The following is a 19541-nucleotide window of genomic DNA, read 5'->3' as shown; positions in this document are numbered from 1 at the left end:
TTGTTTAGTTTTGAAGGATCATTCCTTCAAGACATGTCTCTAGCGAGACAGGATTGTTCTTTGAAAACTAGATAACAATAAGTAATACATTCACATTGAATGCAATGCAAAGTTCATCACACATAGTGATTCTTTCTAAAGTAAGAAATGGTTAAGTTAGAAAGGGCGCACGGTGGATGCCTTGGCACTAGGAGCCGATGAAGGACGGGACGAACACCGATATGCTTCGGGGAGCTGTAAGCAAGCTTTGATCCGGAGATTTCCGAATGGGGAAACCCACTGCTCGTAATGGAGTAGTATCCATACTTGAATACATAGAGTATGAGAAGGCATACCCGGGGAACTGAAACATCTAAGTACCCGGAGGAAGAGAAAGCAAATGCGATTCCCTGAGTAGCGGCGAGCGAAACGGGAACAGCCCAAACCAAGAGGCTTGCCTCTTGGGGTTGTAGGACACTCTATACGGAGTTACAAAGGAACGATATAAGCGAAGAGGTCTGGAAAGGCCCGCCAAAGAAGGTAACAGCCCTGTAACTGAAATGTTGTTCTCTCCAGAGTGGATCCTGAGTACGGCGGAACACGTGAAATTCCGTCGGAATCCGGGAGGACCATCTCCCAAGGCTAAATACTCCCTAGTGACCGATAGTGAACCAGTACCGTGAGGGAAAGGTGAAAAGCACCCCGGAAGGGGAGTGAAATAGATCCTGAAACCGTGTGCCTACAAGTAGTCAGAGCCCGTTAAAGGGTGATGGCGTGCCTTTTGTAGAATGAACCGGCGAGTTACGATCCCGTGCAAGGTTAAGCAGAAGATGCGGAGCCGCAGCGAAAGCGAGTCTGAATAGGGCGCATGAGTACGTGGTCGTAGACCCGAAACCAGGTGATCTACCCATGTCCAGGGTGAAGTTCAGGTAACACTGAATGGAGGCCCGAACCCACGCACGTTGAAAAGTGCGGGGATGAGGTGTGGGTAGGGGTGAAATGCCAATCGAACCTGGAGATAGCTGGTTCTCTCCGAAATAGCTTTAGGGCTAGCCTCAAGGTAAGAGTCTCGGAGGTAGAGCACTGATTGGACTAGGGGCCCCTACCGGGTTACCGAATTCAGTCAAACTCCGAATGCCGATGACTTATCCTTGGGAGTCAGACTGCGAGTGATAAGATCCGTAGTCGAAAGGGAAACAGCCCAGACCGCCAGCTAAGGTCCCAAAGTATACGTTAAGTGGAAAAGGATGTGGAGTTGCTTAGACAACCAGGATGTTGGCTTAGAAGCAGCCACCATTTAAAGAGTGCGTAATAGCTCACTGGTCGAGTGACTCTGCGCCGAAAATGTACCGGGGCTAAACGTATCACCGAAGCTGCGGACTGTTCTTACGAACAGTGGTAGGAGAGCGTTCTAAGTGCTGTGAAGTCAGACCGGAAGGACTGGTGGAGCGCTTAGAAGTGAGAATGCCGGTATGAGTAGCGAAAGACGGGTGAGAATCCCGTCCACCGAATGCCTAAGGTTTCCTGAGGAAGGCTCGTCCGCTCAGGGTTAGTCGGGACCTAAGCCGAGGCCGAAAGGCGTAGGCGATGGACAACAGGTTGATATTCCTGTACCACCTCCTCACCATTTGAGCAATGGGGGGACGCAGGAGGATAGGGTAAGCGCGGTATTGGATATCCGCGTCCAAGCAGTTAGGCTGGGAAATAGGCAAATCCGTTTCCCGTAAAGGCTGAGCTGTGATGGCGAGCGAAATTTAGTAGCGAAGTTCCTGATTCCACACTGCCAAGAAAAGCCTCTAGCGAGGTGAGAGGTGCCCGTACCGCAAACCGACACAGGTAGGCGAGGAGAGAATCCTAAGGTGATCGAGAGAACTCTCGTTAAGGAACTCGGCAAAATGACCCCGTAACTTCGGGAGAAGGGGTGCTTCTTAGGGTGTTAAAGCCCCGAGAAGCCGCAGTGAATAGGCCCAGGCGACTGTTTAGCAAAAACACAGGTCTCTGCGAAGCCGTAAGGCGAAGTATAGGGGCTGACGCCTGCCCGGTGCTGGAAGGTTAAGAGGAGCGCTTAGCGTAAGCGAAGGTGCGAATTGAAGCCCCAGTAAACGGCGGCCGTAACTATAACGGTCCTAAGGTAGCGAAATTCCTTGTCGGGTAAGTTCCGACCCGCACGAAAGGCGCAACGATCTGGGCACTGTCTCAACGAGAGACTCGGTGAAATTATAGTACCTGTGAAGATGCAGGTTACCCGCGACAGGACGGAAAGACCCCGTGGAGCTTTACTGCAGCCTGATATTGAATGTTGGTACAGCTTGTACAGGATAGGTAGGAGCCTTGGAAACCGGAGCGCTAGCTTCGGTGGAGGCATCGGTGGGATACTACCCTGGCTGTATTGACCTTCTAACCCGCTGCCCTTATCGGGCAGGGAGACAGTGTCAGGTGGGCAGTTTGACTGGGGCGGTCGCCTCCTAAAATGTAACGGAGGCGCCCAAAGGTTCCCTCAGAATGGTTGGAAATCATTCGCAGAGTGTAAAGGCACAAGGGAGCTTGACTGCGAGACCTACAAGTCGAGCAGGGACGAAAGTCGGGCTTAGTGATCCGGTGGTTCCGCATGGAAGGGCCATCGCTCAACGGATAAAAGCTACCCCGGGGATAACAGGCTTATCTCCCCCAAGAGTCCACATCGACGGGGAGGTTTGGCACCTCGATGTCGGCTCATCGCATCCTGGGGCTGTAGTCGGTCCCAAGGGTTGGGCTGTTCGCCCATTAAAGCGGTACGCGAGCTGGGTTCAGAACGTCGTGAGACAGTTCGGTCCCTATCCGTCGCGGGCGCAGGAAATTTGAGAGGAGCTGTCCTTAGTACGAGAGGACCGGGATGGACGCACCGCTGGTGTACCAGTTGTTCTGCCAAGGGCATCGCTGGGTAGCTATGTGCGGACGGGATAAGTGCTGAAAGCATCTAAGCATGAAGCCCCCCTCAAGATGAGATTTCCCATTCCGCAAGGAAGTAAGATCCCTGAAAGATGATCAGGTTGATAGGTCTGAGGTGGAAGCGTGGTGACACGTGGAGCTGACAGATACTAATAGATCGAGGACTTAACCTATATTCTAATGTGAAGCTTGAACATTGTTATCTAGTTTTGAGAGAACATTCTCTCCATCAGGTTTGGTGGCGATAGCGAAGAGGTCACACCCGTTCCCATACCGAACACGGAAGTTAAGCTCTTCAGCGCCGATGGTAGTTGGGGGTCTCCCCCTGTGAGAGTAGGACGCCGCCAAGCTTGTATAAGGATCAGTTCCATACGGAACTGGTCTTTTTTGTGTTTTTGAGAGGTTTGACACCATATAAATGTGGAAATAATATTCTTAGTTGAGCGATTATCTTGAAAAATCGACCGAAAAAATTTATAGTAAGATTAAAGTCAAATATAGTCAAAGTCAATGGAGGAGGAGGCGGAGTGGCACAAAATATTTCTGATATCATCGAGCAGTATTTGAAAGAAGTCTTGGATCAGAATGGTCGAGAAATATTAGAAATTAAGCGCAATGAAATTGCAGATAAGTTTCAATGCGTACCTTCACAAATTAACTATGTTATCAATACACGCTTTACGAGCGAGAGAGGCTATATCGTTGAAAGTAAGCGTGGCGGCGGTGGCTATATCCGCATCATTAAAGTCAAAATGAATGATGAAGTCGACTTATTGAACAATATTATTTCCCAAATATATCATCGTTTATCACAGGCTGCCTCTGATCATATCATCATGCGTCTTGTCGAAAATAACATTTTATCTGAAAGAGAAGCAAAGATGATGATCAGTGTCATGGACCGTTCTGTTTTGCACATTGATTTACCTGAACGGGATGAATTACGGGCTCGGATGATGAAAGCGATGTTAAATGCTTTGAAATTAAAGTAAAGCGGGTGAAAAGATTGATTTGTCAAGAATGCAATGAGAGACCAGCCACTTTTCACTTTACGAAAGTTATAAATGGAGAAAAACAGGAAATGCACATATGTGAACAATGTGCAAAAGAAAACAGTGATTCATATGCTATGAGTGGAAACCAAGGTTTCTCGATTCACAACCTATTATCAGGCTTACTGAATATTGATCCTAGCTTTACCACAAGTGCGAATAAGGGATCATCCATTTTTCAAGAAGCGAGAGAAGTGGATCAATGTCCTAAATGTGGCTTAACCTTTCAACAATTCAGAAAAACAGGCCGTTTTGGCTGTGCAGAATGCTATCGTTCATTTGATCAGTATCTAAACCCTGTTTTACGGAAAGTCCATAGTGGAAATACAGTCCATCATGGAAAAGTGCCTAAACGGATTGCCGGTAGTCTTCATGTGCGCCGGAAACTTGAGTTGATGCAGCAAGAGCTAAAGCAGTTAATTGAACAAGAAGAGTTTGAAAAAGCAGCGGAAGTTCGAGATCAAATTCGTGCATTAGAGCATGAGCAATCTCAGCAGAGGGAGGGAGATTAACAACATGTCGCTCCAGCATTTTATTCAAGACGCTTTAAGTCAATGGATGAAACAAAAAGGACCAGAAAGTGACATTGTTCTAAGCAGTCGAATCAGGCTAGCGCGCAATCTAGAGCATGTTCGTTTCCCAACTCAGTTTTCTCAGGAAGAGGCTGAAGCTGTTCTCCAGCAATTCGAGCAAAAGTTTGCTAGCCAGGAAGTGAAGGACATCGGAAACTTTGTTCTAATTCGAATGAATGAAACACAGCCTTTAGCAAAGAGGGTACTTGTTGAAAAGCATTTGATTAGCCCAAACTTAGCAGAATCAAGATTTGGCGGTTGTTTGCTTTCTGAAAATGAAGAAATCAGTGTGATGCTGAATGAAGAAGACCATATTCGGATCCAATGCTTATTCCCAGGATTCCAACTAGCCAATGCACTGAAAGCGGCTAACCAGATAGATGACTGGATTGAAGAGCAAGTGGATTATGCGTTTTCTGAAAAGCGAGGATACTTAACTAGCTGTCCAACCAATGTAGGTACAGGTATTAGGGCTTCGGTCATGATGCATTTACCAGCTTTAGCCCTCACAAGACAAATGAATCGGATTATTCCGGCGATTAATCAATTAGGTCTTGTAGTCAGAGGAATTTATGGTGAAGGCAGCGAAGCAATAGGGAACATCTTTCAAATTTCAAATCAAATGACACTTGGTCAATCAGAAGAAGACATTGTAGATGATTTAAATAGTGTGACCGCTCAGCTCATTGAACAAGAGCGATCTGCAAGAAAAGCGTTATATCAAACATCTAAAATTGAACTTGAGGACAGAGTGTACCGTTCGTTAGGGATTTTGTCCAATTGTCGTATGATTGAATCAAAGGAAACAGCAAAGTGTTTGTCAGATGTGCGCCTTGGAATTGATTTAGGTATCATTAAGGGGCTTTCAAGTAATATACTGAATGAACTCATGATTTTGACACAGCCTGGCTTTCTTCAACAATATTCAGGAGGAGCTCTGGAGCCAAATGAACGAGATATAAAACGAGCAGCGATTATTAGAGAAAGGCTGCGTTTAGAAATGCATAGGAATGGACAGGAGGATGAAACGATATGATGTTTGGAAGATTCACTGAAAGAGCTCAAAAGGTATTAGCACTTGCACAAGAAGAAGCCATTCGCCTAGGCCATAAGAACATTGGTACTGAACACATTTTACTTGGTCTAGTTCGTGAGGGTGAGGGCATCGCCGCAAAAGCGTTAGAAGCACTGGGCCTTGTTTCAGATAAAATCCAAAAAGAAGTCGAAAGCTTGATTGGAAGAGGGCAAGAGGTGTCTCAAGCTATTCCTCATTATACGCCTAGAGCGAAGAAGGTCACTGAGCTTTCAATGGATGAAGCAAGAAAGCTAGGTCATTCCTATGTAGGGACAGAACATATTCTATTAGGTCTTATTCGCGAGGGAGAGGGTGTAGCTGCCCGCGTGTTAAATAACCTCGGAGTGAGCTTAAATAAAGCACGTCAGCAAGTCCTGCAGCTGCTTGGCAGCAATGAAACAGGTGCATCTGCCGCTGGCTCTAACAGCAATGCAAATACACCAACATTAGATAGCTTGGCAAGAGATTTAACAGCGATTGCGAAAGAAGATAGCTTGGACCCTGTCATTGGACGAAGCAAAGAAATTCAGCGTGTCATCGAGGTTTTAAGCAGAAGAACAAAGAATAACCCTGTGCTGATTGGTGAGCCTGGTGTTGGTAAAACAGCCATTGCTGAAGGTCTGGCACAGCAAATTATTCATAATGAAGTGCCTGAAATCCTGCGCGATAAACGAGTGATGACGCTTGATATGGGAACTGTTGTAGCGGGAACGAAATATCGTGGTGAATTTGAGGATCGCTTGAAAAAAGTCATGGACGAAATTCGTCAGGCAGGAAATATCATTCTCTTCATTGATGAGCTTCATACATTGATTGGTGCTGGTGGAGCAGAGGGTGCGATTGACGCATCTAATATTCTCAAACCATCCTTAGCACGTGGAGAGCTTCAATGTATTGGCGCGACAACGTTAGATGAGTACCGTAAATATATTGAAAAGGATGCTGCGCTTGAACGACGTTTCCAGCCAATTCAAGTAGATCAGCCATCTGTTGATGAAAGTATTCAAATTTTAAGAGGACTTCGAGATCGTTATGAGGCACATCACCGTGTGTCCATTACAGATGAAGCGATTGAGGCGGCGGTGAAGTTATCTGACCGTTATATATCTGATCGTTTCCTTCCAGATAAGGCGATTGATTTAATTGATGAGGCAGGGTCGAAAGTCCGCTTACGTTCTTTCACAACACCGCCTAACCTAAAAGAACTAGAGCAAAAGCTAGATGAAGTACGCAAGGAAAAGGATGCGGCTGTTCAAAGTCAGGAATTTGAAAAAGCAGCTTCTCTTCGCGATACAGAGCAGCGTTTGCGTGAAAAAGTAGAAGTCACAAAGAAATCTTGGAAAGAAAAGCAAGGTCAGGAGAATTCAGAGGTATCAGTGGATGATATCGCAATGGTTGTCTCTAGCTGGACGGGAGTGCCTGTTTCAAAAATTGCCCAAACCGAAACAGATAAGCTTCTGAATATGGAACAATTACTCCATTCTCGTGTAATTGGGCAGGATGAAGCGGTTGTCGCTGTAGCAAAAGCTGTGAGACGTGCGCGTGCTGGCTTAAAAGATCCAAAACGTCCAATCGGCTCATTTATCTTCTTAGGCCCAACAGGAGTTGGTAAAACGGAGCTTGCAAGAGCACTCGCAGAGTCTATTTTCGGTGATGAAGAAGCGATGATTCGTATCGATATGTCTGAATACATGGAAAAACACTCTACATCTAGACTTGTTGGGTCACCTCCAGGCTATGTTGGCTATGAAGAAGGCGGACAACTGACTGAAAAAGTGAGAAGAAAACCTTATTCTGTTGTGCTTTTAGATGAGATTGAAAAGGCGCATCCAGATGTATTCAACATCTTACTGCAAGTGTTAGAGGATGGTCGTCTGACTGATTCTAAAGGGCGTACTGTTGACTTTAGAAACACGATTTTAATCATGACATCCAACGTTGGAGCTAGTGAACTGAAGCGAAATAAATATGTTGGCTTTAATGTGCAGGATGAAGGTCAAAATTACAAGGATATGAAAGGCAAAGTGATGGGCGAGTTGAAACGTGCATTTAGACCAGAATTCATCAACCGTATTGATGAAATCATTGTCTTCCATTCACTTGAAAAGAAACATCTAAAAGAGATCGTGTCTCTCATGTCAGATCAATTGACGAAACGATTAAAAGAACAAGACCTTTCAATCGAATTGACAGAAGCAGCAAAAGCGAAGATTGCCGACGAAGGTGTAGATCTTGAGTACGGTGCGCGTCCGTTAAGAAGAGCGATTCAAAAGCATGTGGAAGATCGACTTTCTGAGGAGCTTCTGAAGGGCAATATTGAAAAAGGTCAACAAATCGTATTAGATGTGGAAGATGGAGAAATTGTCGTAAAAACTACGGCTGCTACGAACTAATATAGTAAGAAAAAAGTGTGAGGCATACCAGTCAGGTGTATGCCTCCCTTTACTTATTTCTGACCAGTATAAGGAGTTGTATTCTTCAATCTATGGCTAAGACAAAATCAAAATTTATATGTCAATCGTGCGGTTATGAGTCAGCCAAATGGATGGGGAAATGTCCAGGCTGCGGCACGTGGAACAGTATGACAGAAGAGGTCGTTCGCAAAGAGCCGGCAAACCGTCGAAGTGCTTTTAATCATTCTGTTCAAACCATTCAAAAACCTTCACCTATATCTGCAATTGAAACATCTGATGAACCCCGAATCAAAACGAATTTAGAAGAATTTAACCGAGTATTAGGAAGTGGAATTGTCAAAGGCTCTCTTGTTCTCATTGGCGGAGATCCTGGGATTGGGAAGTCCACATTATTATTACAAGTATCAGCACAGCTCTCAGACAAAAATCAGAATGTATTATACATATCTGGTGAGGAGTCCATTAAACAAACGAAGCTAAGAGCGGACCGCCTTGGCATAAAAAGCACCTCTTTACATGTTTTGGCTGAAACCGATATGGAGTATATAACGTCTGCTATACAAGAGATGAAACCCGCTTTTGTCGTGGTGGATTCGATTCAAACCGTTTATCAAAGCGATATTACGTCAGCTCCTGGGTCTGTATCTCAAGTGAGAGAATGTACAGCACAGCTGATGAAAATTGCCAAGACAAATGGGATTCCAATATTTATCGTTGGTCACGTGACCAAAGAAGGCTCGATCGCAGGTCCACGCCTTTTAGAGCATATGGTGGACACGGTTCTTTATTTTGAAGGCGAGCGTCATCATACGTTTCGTATCTTGCGTGCGGTGAAAAATCGATTTGGTTCGACGAATGAACTAGGGATTTTTGAAATGAGAGAGGAAGGGCTCACGGAAGTATTAAACCCATCCGAAATTTTCTTAGAAGAACGTTCGGCAGGTGTATCTGGTTCGTGTGTTGTTGCCTCAATGGAAGGAACAAGACCTGTTCTTGTCGAGATACAAGCATTAATTTCACCGACAAGCTTCGGAAATCCGCGCAGAATGGCCACTGGTCTTGATCATAATCGAGTGTCACTGCTCATGGCGGTTTTAGAAAAACGTGTCGGACTGCTGCTGCAAAACCAGGATGCGTATTTAAAGGTCGCAGGCGGTGTGAAGCTTGACGAACCGGCGATTGACTTGGCCATTGCGGTCAGTATTGCATCAAGCTTTAAAGACGCAGCGCCGCATCAAGCGGATTGTTTTATAGGAGAGGTCGGTCTGACGGGAGAAGTCAGAAGAGTATCAAGAATTGAACAGCGTGTGCAGGAAGCTGCGAAACTTGGATTTAAGCGAATGTTTATTCCTCAGGCGAATATAGATGGATGGAAAAAGCCGAGAGGGATTGAGTTAGTCGGTGTAGAAAATGTAGCGGAGGCACTTCGAATTTCACTAGGGGGATCATAGAAATGGAAAAAGAGAAAAAAGGAGCGAAAGAACTCGATCTCTTAGATATCGTACAGTTTGTGGCACCAGGGACACCTCTTCGGGCTGGGATTGAAAATGTCCTGAGGGCAAATACTGGCGGGCTTATTGTTGTTGGTTATAACGACAAAGTAAAGAGTGTTGTAGATGGAGGGTTTCATATTAACTCTGCCTTCTCTCCAGCACATTTATATGAATTGGCTAAGATGGATGGGGCCATTATTTTAAGCGATTCTGGTCAAAAGATCTTGTATGCGAATACACAGCTCATGCCAGATGCAACGATCCATTCATCGGAAACAGGCATGAGGCACCGTACAGCTGAACGTGTAGCGAAGCAGACAGGCTGCTTAATCATTGCGATATCTGAACGGAGGAACGTCATTACCTTATACCAAGGGAATCGTCGTTATACGCTGAAAGATATTGGCTTTATTTTAACGAAGGCCAACCAAGCGATACAAACACTTGAGAAATATAAAACCATTTTAGATCACGCCATTTCTACGCTAAGTGCCCTAGAATTTGAAGAGCTTGTGACCTTTGGTGATGTATTATCCGTGCTCCATCGTTACGAGATGGTGCTCAGAATCAAAAATGAAATCAATATGTATATCAAAGAGCTCGGAACAGAAGGGCATTTGATCCGTCTGCAAGTCAATGAGTTGATTACAGATATGGAGCAGGAAGCGGCTTTATTTATTAAAGATTATGTGAAAGAAAAGATTAAAGATCCATATGTTCTGCTTAAGCAGCTCCAAGATATGTCGAGCTTTGAGCTTTTAGATGATTCCATTCTGTACAAGTTACTTGGCTATCCAGTTTCTACAAATATTGACGAATATGTGTACACAAGAGGTTACAGACTGCTTCACAAAATCCCTAGACTGCCTATGCCAATCGTCGAAAACGTGGTTGAAGCGTTCGGTGTGTTAGATCGAATTATGGAAGCGGATGTACAAGATTTGGATGAAGTAGAAGGAATTGGAGAAGTAAGAGCGAAAAAGATAAAAAAAGGATTAAAAAGGCTGCAAGAAAAACATTATATCGACCGACAGCTGTAAGAAGAGAAATTTTTCTTAAACACGGTTAAAAATGGATGAATATGGGTATATTAATGATGCTTTTGTTTTCTATTGATTATGATAGGAAACTTAAACATATATCAATGTCAGGTGAGGGTGGATTGACAGATGAAAAATAAAGGAGGTGAAGGTATGTTAAAAAGAATCGTTCAGGCGTTTTTTATCATTTTTGGTGCAGTTGTAGGGATTTTTATCATTCCAGAGTTATTTCTGCTGTTAAATGTAAAGGACATACCTTTCATAACAAATGCTTACTCTTCAGCACTAATAGGAGCCGCTGTGTTCTTTATCATCGGCAAATGGTGCACAGGCTATGTGGTTAATTGGGTGAAATGGATCGAGGATTCTCTATTAAAGGCGCCTCTTCCTGATCTTATTTCTGGAAGTTTCGGATTAGTATTTGGACTTATTCTAGCATATCTTATTGTAAACGTGATCCCGCTAAACAATATCCCATATCATATTTTTGGTACCATTATTCCGATTTTCCTGGCTTTCTTTTTAGGATACCTTGGATTTCAGGTAGGCTTTAAGAAGAAGGATGAAATGATGGGGCTGTTCTCCCGATCTGCAAAGGTCACCAAGAAAAAAGGAGCAGCCGATGATGAACCTGAAATAGAAGATAAAAAGCTGAAAATTTTAGACACAAGTGTTATCATTGATGGAAGAATCGCAGATATTTGTCAAACTGGATTCTTAGAAGGCGTCATGGTCATTCCTCAATTTGTGCTCGAGGAATTACAGCATATTGCAGACTCTTCTGATGTATTAAAGAGAAATAGAGGCCGAAGAGGTCTTGATATTTTAAATCGTATTCAAAAAGAATTAGATATCAAAGTTGAAATTTACGAAGGTGACTTTGAAGACATTCAAGAGGTTGATAGCAAGCTTGTGAAGCTCGCTAAATTAACTTCAGGTGTTGTTGTGACAAATGATTTTAATTTAAATAAAGTATGCGAACTTCAAAAAGTAGCAGTGTTAAACATCAATGATCTAGCCAATGCGGTGAAACCGGTTGTGCTGCCTGGGGAAGAAATGAAGGTACAGGTCATTAAAGATGGGAAAGAGCATAACCAAGGTGTTGCGTACTTAGATGACGGTACGATGATTGTGGTCGAAGAAGGACGCAATTACATTGGAAAAGACATCGATGTGCTCGTCACAAGTGTGCTGCAGACTGCTGCTGGAAGAATGATTTTTGCGAAGCCAAAACTTCTGGAGAAGGCGCTCTAAAGGGAGAACGAACATGTATTATGAAGTAGTTATTCCGGCTGCGGGGCAGGGGAAACGAATGAAGGCCGGCCGCAATAAGCTTTTTATTGAGCTGAAAAGAATGCCGGTTATTATTCATACACTAAAGGTGTTTGACGCTCATGCTCAATGCAAACGCATGATCCTAGCGATCAATGAAGAGGAGCGTCAAGACTTTGAAAGGCTACTCAAGGTACACGCTTTTCAAACGCCTGTTTCACTTGTCACTGGCGGCGAAGAACGTCAGCAAAGTGTATACGAAGGATTAAAGGCTGTGAAAGATGCGGACATCGTGCTTGTTCATGATGGGGCAAGGCCTTTTATTAAGCATACACAGATTGACTTGCTCGTTAAAGCAGCGATTGAAAAAGGCTCCGCAGTTGTAGCGGTACCAGTGAAAGACACAATCAAACGCGTTCAAGAAGGCAAAGTGGAACAAACCATTGAACGTCAGAGCTTGTGGGCAGTCCAGACCCCACAAGCTTTTCGTCATTCTATTTTAAAAGAGGCGCATGAATATGCAGAGCGGACCGGTTTCCTTGGAACAGACGACGCCAGTCTTGTGGAACAATTACATGGTGAAAACGTGTATATTGTCCAAGGAGATTACACCAATATTAAGCTGACGACACCGGATGATTTATTGGTTGCCAAGGCAATTATGGATGCGGAAAGAGGGTACTAGATCATGTTGAGAATAGGACAAGGCTTTGATGTACATCAATTAACAGAGGGAAGACCTTTGATTATTGGCGGGGTCACCATCCCTTATGAAAAGGGGCTGCTTGGGCATTCAGACGCTGATGTACTGCTTCACACAGTGGCAGATGCCTGCCTAGGTGCGATTGCTGAAGGAGATATCGGCAGACATTTCCCAGACACAGATCCTGAGTTTAAGGATGCGGATTCTTTTAAATTACTGCAACATGTGTGGGCACTAGTAAAGGAAAAAGGCTACACACTTGTGAATATTGATTGCACCATCATGGCGCAAAAGCCCAAAATGGCACCTTACATTCAACCGATGTGTGAGAAGATTGCAGAAGCGCTTGAGGCAGATGTCACACAGGTGAATGTGAAAGCAACAACGACAGAGAAACTCGGATTTACAGGAAGAGGCGAAGGAATTGCCTCTCAGGCAACTGTTCTTCTTCAGAAAAAGTAAAACTCATTTTGATGAGAATGGGATTTGATGATAAAATACGTTTATAAAAAATTGGTGTCAGACAACATGATGCAGATGAAAGGAAGTTAAACTCATGGGAAATGAAGTGCGTGTTCGTTATGCACCGAGTCCAACTGGTCATTTACATATTGGGAATGCTAGAACGGCTCTTTTCAACTATTTGTTCGCACGCAGTCAAGGCGGCAAATTTATTATTCGAATCGAAGATACGGATCAAAAGCGTAATGTAGAGGGCGGAGAAGAAAGCCAGCTTCGCCACCTGCAATGGCTCGGTATTGATTGGGATGAGAGCATTGATAAAGATGGCGGCTACGGCCCTTACAGACAATCAGAGCGTAATGATATTTATAAAAAGTATTATGATGAGCTGCTAGAGAAGGACTTGGCGTATAAGTGCTATTGTACGGCTGAAGAGCTAGAGGAAGAGCGTGAAGCACAAATCGCCCGCAGTGAAATGCCTCGATATTCTGGTAAATGCAGTCATTTATCAAAAGAAGAAGAGGACAAGCTGATTGCTGAAGGAAGAGAGCCAAGCATCCGCTTCCGAGTGCCAAAAGGAGAAATTATCAAATTTGACGACATGGTCAAAGGCGATATTTCATTTGAGACAGACGGCATCGGTGATTTTGTCATTGTGAAGAAAGATGGTACGCCAACTTATAACTTCGCTGTAGCAGTGGATGATTATTTGATGAAAATGACTCACATTCTCCGTGGAGAGGATCACATTTCGAATACGCCTAAACAAATCATGATCTTCAATGCATTCGGCTGGGATGTTCCGCTATTCGGACATATGACGCTGATTGTGAACGAGAACCGCAAGAAATTAAGCAAGCGTGATGAATCCATTATTCAATTCATCGAGCAATATAAAAACTTGGGCTATTTACCAGAAGCCCTATTCAACTTCATTGCACTACTTGGATGGTCTCCAGTGGGCGAAGAAGAACTGTTTACAAAAGAGCAATTCATCGACATTTTCGATGTAAACCGACTTTCTAAGTCACCAGCTCTATTCGATATGCATAAACTAAAATGGGTGAATAACCAATACGTGAAGGCACTTGATCTTGATCAGGTTGTTGCGTTAACGCTTCCGCATCTTCAAAAGGCAGGCAAGGTAAGCGAGCAGCTGTCAGACGAAGAAAACACGTGGGTACGCAAGCTGATTGCTCTGTATCACGAACAATTAAGCTATGGAGCAGAAATTGTTGAGTTAACAGAGTTGTTCTTTAAGGAGCAAATTGAGTATAATCAAGAGGCAAAGGAAGTTCTAGCAGAGGAGCAAGTACCAGAAGTCATGGCATCTTTTGCTGGTCAGCTTGAACGACTTGAATCTTTCACACCTGATGAAATCAAGGCTGCTATTAAAGCGGTACAAAAAGAAACAGGGCATAAAGGCAAGAAACTATTCATGCCAATTCGTGTGGCTGTCACAGGACAAACGCATGGCCCAGAACTTCCGCAAAGTATTGAACTACTAGGTAAAGAAACGGTATTAAACCGCATTAAACAAATATAAGGAAATCGTTGCGAGGGAGAAGTACAATGTTTTCGTCCATCACAGAAAGAGTCTTCACCGGCTGAAAGAGACTTATGGGCAGACGTTGGAAATGCACCCTCAAGACCCTTGAGGAACACGAGTACGTTAGTATGCAAGGGCGGTACCCTCCGTTATGGGATTAAGTTGAGAAGGCTGCGAAATGAGGGCTTTCTAAACAGAGTGGAACCGCGTTTTCAAAACGTCTCTGTCATATGGCAGAGGCGTTTTTTATTTGTCCAAAAAAGAGAGCAAGTCCGAAGAGAGATTGATGGGGAAGAACGGGGGGAGCATGTGTTTTTCAAAATGCTGAAAGAAGATATTGATACTGTGTTTGATCAAGATCCTGCTGCTAGAAGCTATATTGAAGTAGTGCTAACCTATTCAGGGCTTCATGCGATTTGGGCTCATCGTATCGCGCATGCATTTTATAAGCGGAAGCTGTACTTTCTTGCGCGGATCATTTCTCAGGTCAGCCGGTTTTTCACAGGGGTTGAAATTCACCCTGCGGCAACCATTGGCAGGCGCTTCTTCATTGACCACGGTATGGGAGTGGTGATTGGGGAAACATGTGAAATTGGAGACAACGTCACTGTTTTCCAAGGCGTGACATTAGGGGGAACAGGGAAAGAAAAGGGAAAGCGGCACCCGACCATTTTAGACGATGCGCTCATTGCGACAGGTGCAAAGGTGCTTGGTTCCATTACAGTCGGAAAAGGAGCCAAGATTGGAGCGGGGTCGGTCGTGTTAAAGGACGTACCCGACCATTCTACTGTTGTCGGTATACCTGGGCGAGTCGTCGTTCAAAATGGTAAGAAAATCAATCGTGATCTCAATCATCAAGATTTGCCAGATCCAATTTCTGATCGTTTCAAAGAATTGGAACGAGAAATGGAAAAGCTAAAAGGTGAGCTGGCTTCATTGAGCAGAAAGGAAGAACAATCATGACAATCAATATTTATAATACATTGACACGTAAGAAGGAAGAATTCGTCCCGCTTGAGCCAGGAAAGGTCAAGATGTATGTGTGCGGACCAACCGTTTATAACTACATTCATATCGGGAATGCAAGGCCTGCTATTGTTTATGACACTGTACGTAAGTATTTAGAATACAGCGGCTATGATGTGAACTTTGTCTCAAACTTTACAGATGTGGATGATAAACTCATCAAAGCAGCCAATGAACTCGGGGAAGATGTCCCGACGATTGCTGACCGCTTTATTCAAGCCTACTTTGAAGACGTCAGTGCACTAGGCTGCAAAAAAGCTGACCTTCACCCGCGAGTGACGGAAAATATGGATGATATCATTGCATTTATTGCGACATTGATTGAAAAGGGCTACGCCTATGAAGCGGATGGCGACGTGTATTACAGCACACGCTCATTTGAAGGCTACGGAAAGCTTTCTCACCAGTCGATTGATGAACTGAAGACAGGTGCCCGTATTCGTGTAGGTGAGAAGAAACGAGATGCGCTGGACTTTGCTTTATGGAAGGCTGCAAAGGATCAAGAAATCTCATGGGATAGCCCGTGGGGCGAAGGACGACCAGGCTGGCACATCGAATGCTCGGCCATGGTTAAAAAATATTTAGGTGATACGATCGACATTCATGCTGGCGGACAGGATTTAACCTTCCCTCACCATGAAAATGAAATCGCTCAATCTGAGGCTTTGACAGGGAAACCTTTTGCAAAGTATTGGATGCATAACGGATATATTAATATTGAGAACGAAAAAATGTCAAAATCACTAGGCAACTTTGTGCTTGTGCATGACATTGTGAAAGAACAAGATCCTGACGTGCTTCGCTTCTTTATGTTGTCGGTTCACTACCGTCATCCAATTAACTATTCAATGGATTTGCTAGAGAGTACAAAGAGTGCGTTTAACCGGCTCAAAACGTCGTATGCCAATTTACATCATCGCCTCGAGAGCAGCACGAATATCACAGAAGACAATGCTGAATGGCTGGCGAAGGTCGAAGAGCAGCGAGCGACATTTATTTCTGAAATGAATGATGACTTCAATACGGCAAATGCGATCTCTGTTTTATTCGAACTTGCAAAACAGGCGAATTATTATATGGAAAATGATCATACTTCGGAGGAAGTGATCAAGGCATTTATCGGCTTGTTCCAAGAAATCACGTCTGTTCTTGGCTTTTCATTAGAAGAAAAGCATACGCTCGATGAAGAAGTAGAAGCGTTAATTGAAAAACGCAATGAGGCTAGAAGAAATCGTGATTTTGCGCTATCTGATCAAATTCGTGACCAGTTAAAGAGCATGAATATTGTATTGGAGGACACTCCTCAAGGTACTCGCTGGAAAAGAGGAGAATAGGTCATGTTGAATTTTGAAAAGCTGAAAGACGGTAAACAGTTAAACGGACTTGCGCTTGCTTACATGGGTGATGCCATTTTTGAAGTCTATGTGAGGCATCACCTCCTCCAAACGGGGGCGACAAAACCAAATGAACTGCACAAACGAGCAAGCAAAATTGTTTCAGCTAAATCTCAGGCAGCCATTTTATTTACGCTACAGCAGCAAGGCTTTTTCACTGAAGCAGAAGAAGCGGTGCTGAAAAGAGGAAGAAATGCAAAATCAGGCACAGTGCCTAAAAACACAGACGTTCAAACGTATCGTTATAGTACGGCGTTTGAAGCGCTCATGGGTTATTTATTTATTGAAAAGCAGGACGAACGCTTAGAAGAGCTGATTAGTCAGGCGATTGAAATCGGAACGTCAGGGAGGAAGACAAATGAGTCAGCAACATGATTATGTGATTGGGAAAAATGCAGTGATTGAAACACTGAAGTCAGATCGGGAGTTATACAAGCTCTGGATGGCAGAAAACACTGTAAAAGGACAAGCCCAGCAGGTCATTGAACTCGCAAAAAAACAAAATATCACCATTCAGTATGTTCCGAGGAAAAAGCTTGATCAAATGGTAACAGGTCAGCACCAGGGAATCGTTGCACAAGTAGCAGCATATGAATATGCAGAATTGGACGATCTATATCAAATCGCTGAACAGCGGAATGAACAGCCATTTTTTCTTATCTTAGATGAAATTGAAGACCCGCATAATTTAGGTTCCATTATGCGTACAGCAGATGCTGTAGGTGCACACGGGATTGTGATTCCGAAAAGGAGAGCGGTCGGCTTAACGACAACCGTTGCCAAAGCATCCACTGGGGCAATTGAACATATTCCTGTTGCCAAAGTCACCAATCTTTCAAGAGCTCTTGATGAGATGAAAGAAAGAGGAATCTGGGTTGCGGGAACAGATGCGTCTGCCAAACAGGATTACAGACAATTTGATGGCACGATGCCGCTTGCTCTCGTGATTGGCAGTGAAGGAAAAGGGATTGGCCGATTGATCAAAGAAAAGTGTGATTTTCTGATTAAGCTGCCTATGGCCGGAAAGGTCACTTCGTTAAACGCGTCAGTTGCCGCTAGTCTATTGATGTATGAAGTGTATCGAAAACGTTATCCGTTAGGAGAATAGAGATGGACATCCTCTTAGTCGATGGATACAACATGATAGGTGCTTGGCCACGGCTGCAGCACTTAAAGGAAAACAGCTTTGAAGAAGCCAGAGACATACTGATTCAAAATTTAGCAGAATATCAAGCATACACAGGGTATCGAGTCATTGTCGTATTCGATGCCCATATGGTCAAAGGAATCGAAAAAAAGCGGATCAATCACCGAGTAGAGGTCATCTTTACGAGAGAGAATGAAACAGCTGATGAGCGGATTGAAAAGCTTGCCCAGGATTTGAATAATATTCGGACGCAGATTCATGTGGCGACCTCAGACTTTACAGAACAATGGGCAATCTTTGGACAAGGAGCTCTTCGAAAGTCGGCTCGAGAGCTTTTAAGAGAGATTGAAGTGATCGAACGAAAGATTGAAACGAGAGTCAAAAAGATTACTTCTGATAAACCAGCATCCAAGATTGAATTGTCAGAAGATGTATTGAAAACGTTTGAAAAATGGCGGCGTGGGAATCTAGAATAGCTTGACGATATTTCAACCATTAATGTATAATATTTCTATCTAGGTGCGGTCGGGGGGATCGAAGTGAATCTAAACAACAGCAAGGATAAATCCATCAGAGAGCAATTTTGCCAGTTGGAAGATGAACAAGTCATTGAAAGGGTTCATGTCGGAGATAGTGATGCGCTAGATTACTTAATAACGAAATACCGCAATTTTGTACGTGCAAAAGCAAGATCTTATTTCTTGATTGGAGCGGATCGAGAGGACATTGTTCAAGAGGGGATGATCGGACTTTATAAGTCTATCCGCGATTTCAGAGAGGACAAGCTTACTTCATTTAAGGCTTTTGCAGAATTATGTATTACCCGCCAAATTATCACCGCAATTAAAACAGCTACTCGCCAAAAACATATCCCGTTAAATTCCTATGTATCATTAGATAAGCCAATATATGATGAAGAATCAGACAGAACATTATTGGACGTCATTTCCGGTGCTAAAGCGCTTAACCCAGAAGATTTAATCATTAGCAAAGAAGAATTTGATGATATCGAAATGAAGATGGGTGAACTACTAAGCGAGCTGGAAAGAAAGGTTCTTGTGCTTTACCTTGATGGCAGATCCTATCAAGAGATTTCTGAAGATTTAAACCGTCATGTGAAATCAATTGATAACGCACTCCAAAGAGTAAAGAGAAAATTAGAGAAATATTTAGAGCTTCGCGAGATTAGTCTCTAATCAAACCTATATTGACAGCTTTTTCGACACTGTGATAAGGTACTAAGGAAATGATGTCGAGAAAATAGGTGTAAATATGAGGAAAAAGATTACTCTAGCCTGTAAAGACTGCGGAAGCCGCAATTATACGACAATGAAAAGTGATGCTTCAGCAGCTGAAAGATTAGAAGTTAAGAAATATTGCAAGACTTGTAATTCACATAAAACACATTTAGAAACGAAGTAAGATTTGCGTTCTT

General features: G+C 43.6%; 17 protein-coding genes, 2 rRNA genes and 1 other annotated feature. All 19 genes read left to right on the top strand.

Features of this window, described 5'->3' with window-relative positions; translation table 11 throughout:
* Window positions 1-149 precede the first annotated feature (149 nt).
* The 19 genes from MHH40_RS09935 (at window position 150) to rpmG (ending at window position 19528) form a co-directional block, all read left to right on the top strand.
* A 23S ribosomal RNA gene (locus MHH40_RS09935) occupies window positions 150-3080 on the top strand.
* A gap of 61 nt (window positions 3081-3141) precedes the next feature.
* A 5S ribosomal RNA gene (rrf, locus tag MHH40_RS09930) occupies window positions 3142-3257 on the top strand.
* Window positions 3258-3434: 177 nt separating this feature from the next.
* Window positions 3435-3899 carry a CtsR family transcriptional regulator gene (locus MHH40_RS09925; protein ID WP_003217184.1) on the top strand — a complete coding sequence of 155 codons (465 nt, stop codon included), beginning with the start codon at window positions 3435-3437 and terminating at the stop codon, window positions 3897-3899.
* 14 nt (window positions 3900-3913) lie between these two features.
* Window positions 3914-4471, top strand: a complete 558-nt coding sequence (locus MHH40_RS09920) for a UvrB/UvrC motif-containing protein (RefSeq protein ID WP_034620770.1) — start codon at window positions 3914-3916, stop codon at window positions 4469-4471.
* 4 nt (window positions 4472-4475) lie between these two features.
* A complete protein-coding gene (locus MHH40_RS09915) occupies window positions 4476-5567 on the top strand; it encodes a protein arginine kinase (protein ID WP_003217181.1) in 1092 nt (363 codons plus the stop codon).
* Window positions 5564-7999 carry an ATP-dependent protease ATP-binding subunit ClpC gene (gene clpC / locus MHH40_RS09910; protein ID WP_003216969.1) on the top strand — a complete coding sequence of 812 codons (2436 nt, stop codon included), beginning with the start codon at window positions 5564-5566 and terminating at the stop codon, window positions 7997-7999. The genes MHH40_RS09915 and clpC overlap by 4 nt, the downstream gene beginning before the upstream one ends.
* Before the next feature lie 92 nt (window positions 8000-8091).
* Window positions 8092-9471: a DNA repair protein RadA gene (gene radA, locus MHH40_RS09905; protein WP_034620767.1), complete on the top strand. Its 1380-nt coding sequence runs from the start codon at window positions 8092-8094 to the stop codon at window positions 9469-9471.
* 2 nt (window positions 9472-9473) lie between these two features.
* On the top strand, window positions 9474-10553 hold the full coding sequence (disA, locus tag MHH40_RS09900) for a DNA integrity scanning diadenylate cyclase DisA (protein ID WP_050945822.1): 1080 nt from the start codon (window positions 9474-9476) through the stop codon (window positions 10551-10553).
* A 153-nt stretch (window positions 10554-10706) separates the two neighbouring features.
* Entirely contained in the window at window positions 10707-11807 is a 1101-nt protein-coding gene (locus MHH40_RS09895; protein ID WP_003217214.1) for a PIN/TRAM domain-containing protein, read from the top strand.
* Between the two features lie 13 nt (window positions 11808-11820).
* Window positions 11821-12510 (top strand): 2-C-methyl-D-erythritol 4-phosphate cytidylyltransferase, encoded by a 690-nt coding sequence (ispD, locus tag MHH40_RS09890; RefSeq protein WP_003217158.1) that lies wholly within the window; start codon window positions 11821-11823, stop codon window positions 12508-12510.
* 3 nt (window positions 12511-12513) lie between these two features.
* Window positions 12514-12990 carry a 2-C-methyl-D-erythritol 2,4-cyclodiphosphate synthase gene (gene ispF, locus MHH40_RS09885; protein WP_003216928.1) on the top strand — a complete coding sequence of 159 codons (477 nt, stop codon included), beginning with the start codon at window positions 12514-12516 and terminating at the stop codon, window positions 12988-12990.
* Window positions 12991-13084: 94 nt separating this feature from the next.
* Window positions 13085-14536 carry a glutamate--tRNA ligase gene (gene gltX / locus MHH40_RS09880; RefSeq protein WP_003217162.1) on the top strand — a complete coding sequence of 484 codons (1452 nt, stop codon included), beginning with the start codon at window positions 13085-13087 and terminating at the stop codon, window positions 14534-14536.
* Window positions 14536-14767 (top strand) — a binding site (T-box leader). Its footprint overlaps the gene before it by 1 nt.
* A gap of 81 nt (window positions 14768-14848) precedes the next feature.
* On the top strand, window positions 14849-15502 hold the full coding sequence (cysE, locus tag MHH40_RS09875; protein ID WP_012008691.1) for a serine O-acetyltransferase: 654 nt from the start codon (window positions 14849-14851) through the stop codon (window positions 15500-15502).
* Window positions 15499-16899, top strand: coding sequence for a cysteine--tRNA ligase (gene cysS, locus MHH40_RS09870; protein ID WP_003217177.1), 1401 nt, complete (start codon window positions 15499-15501; stop codon window positions 16897-16899). The genes cysE and cysS overlap by 4 nt, the downstream gene beginning before the upstream one ends.
* Before the next feature lie 3 nt (window positions 16900-16902).
* Window positions 16903-17334, top strand: a complete 432-nt coding sequence (locus tag MHH40_RS09865) for a Mini-ribonuclease 3 (RefSeq protein WP_003217007.1) — start codon at window positions 16903-16905, stop codon at window positions 17332-17334.
* A complete protein-coding gene (rlmB, locus tag MHH40_RS09860) occupies window positions 17318-18067 on the top strand; it encodes a 23S rRNA (guanosine(2251)-2'-O)-methyltransferase RlmB (RefSeq protein ID WP_003217141.1) in 750 nt (249 codons plus the stop codon). Before MHH40_RS09865 ends, rlmB begins: the two co-directional genes overlap by 17 nt.
* A gap of 2 nt (window positions 18068-18069) precedes the next feature.
* On the top strand, window positions 18070-18582 hold the full coding sequence (gene rae1 / locus MHH40_RS09855; RefSeq protein ID WP_003216949.1) for a ribosome-dependent mRNA decay endonuclease Rae1/YacP: 513 nt from the start codon (window positions 18070-18072) through the stop codon (window positions 18580-18582).
* A gap of 63 nt (window positions 18583-18645) precedes the next feature.
* The gene (gene sigH, locus MHH40_RS09850) at window positions 18646-19302 is read left to right on the top strand and encodes an RNA polymerase sporulation sigma factor SigH (RefSeq protein WP_003217132.1); all 657 of its coding nucleotides are present in this window, start codon (window positions 18646-18648) and stop codon (window positions 19300-19302) included.
* Window positions 19303-19378: 76 nt separating this feature from the next.
* The gene (rpmG, locus tag MHH40_RS09845; RefSeq protein WP_012008694.1) at window positions 19379-19528 is read left to right on the top strand and encodes a 50S ribosomal protein L33; all 150 of its coding nucleotides are present in this window, start codon (window positions 19379-19381) and stop codon (window positions 19526-19528) included.
* The last annotated feature ends 13 nt before the right edge of the window (window positions 19529-19541 follow it).

Source organism: Bacillus sp. FSL K6-2431, from assembly GCF_038005165.1.
Taxonomy (GTDB): Bacteria; Bacillota; Bacilli; order Bacillales; family Bacillaceae; genus Bacillus; species Bacillus pumilus.
Note: the sequence above shows the minus strand (reverse complement) of the source record. Positions and strands in the feature narration are given on the sequence as shown.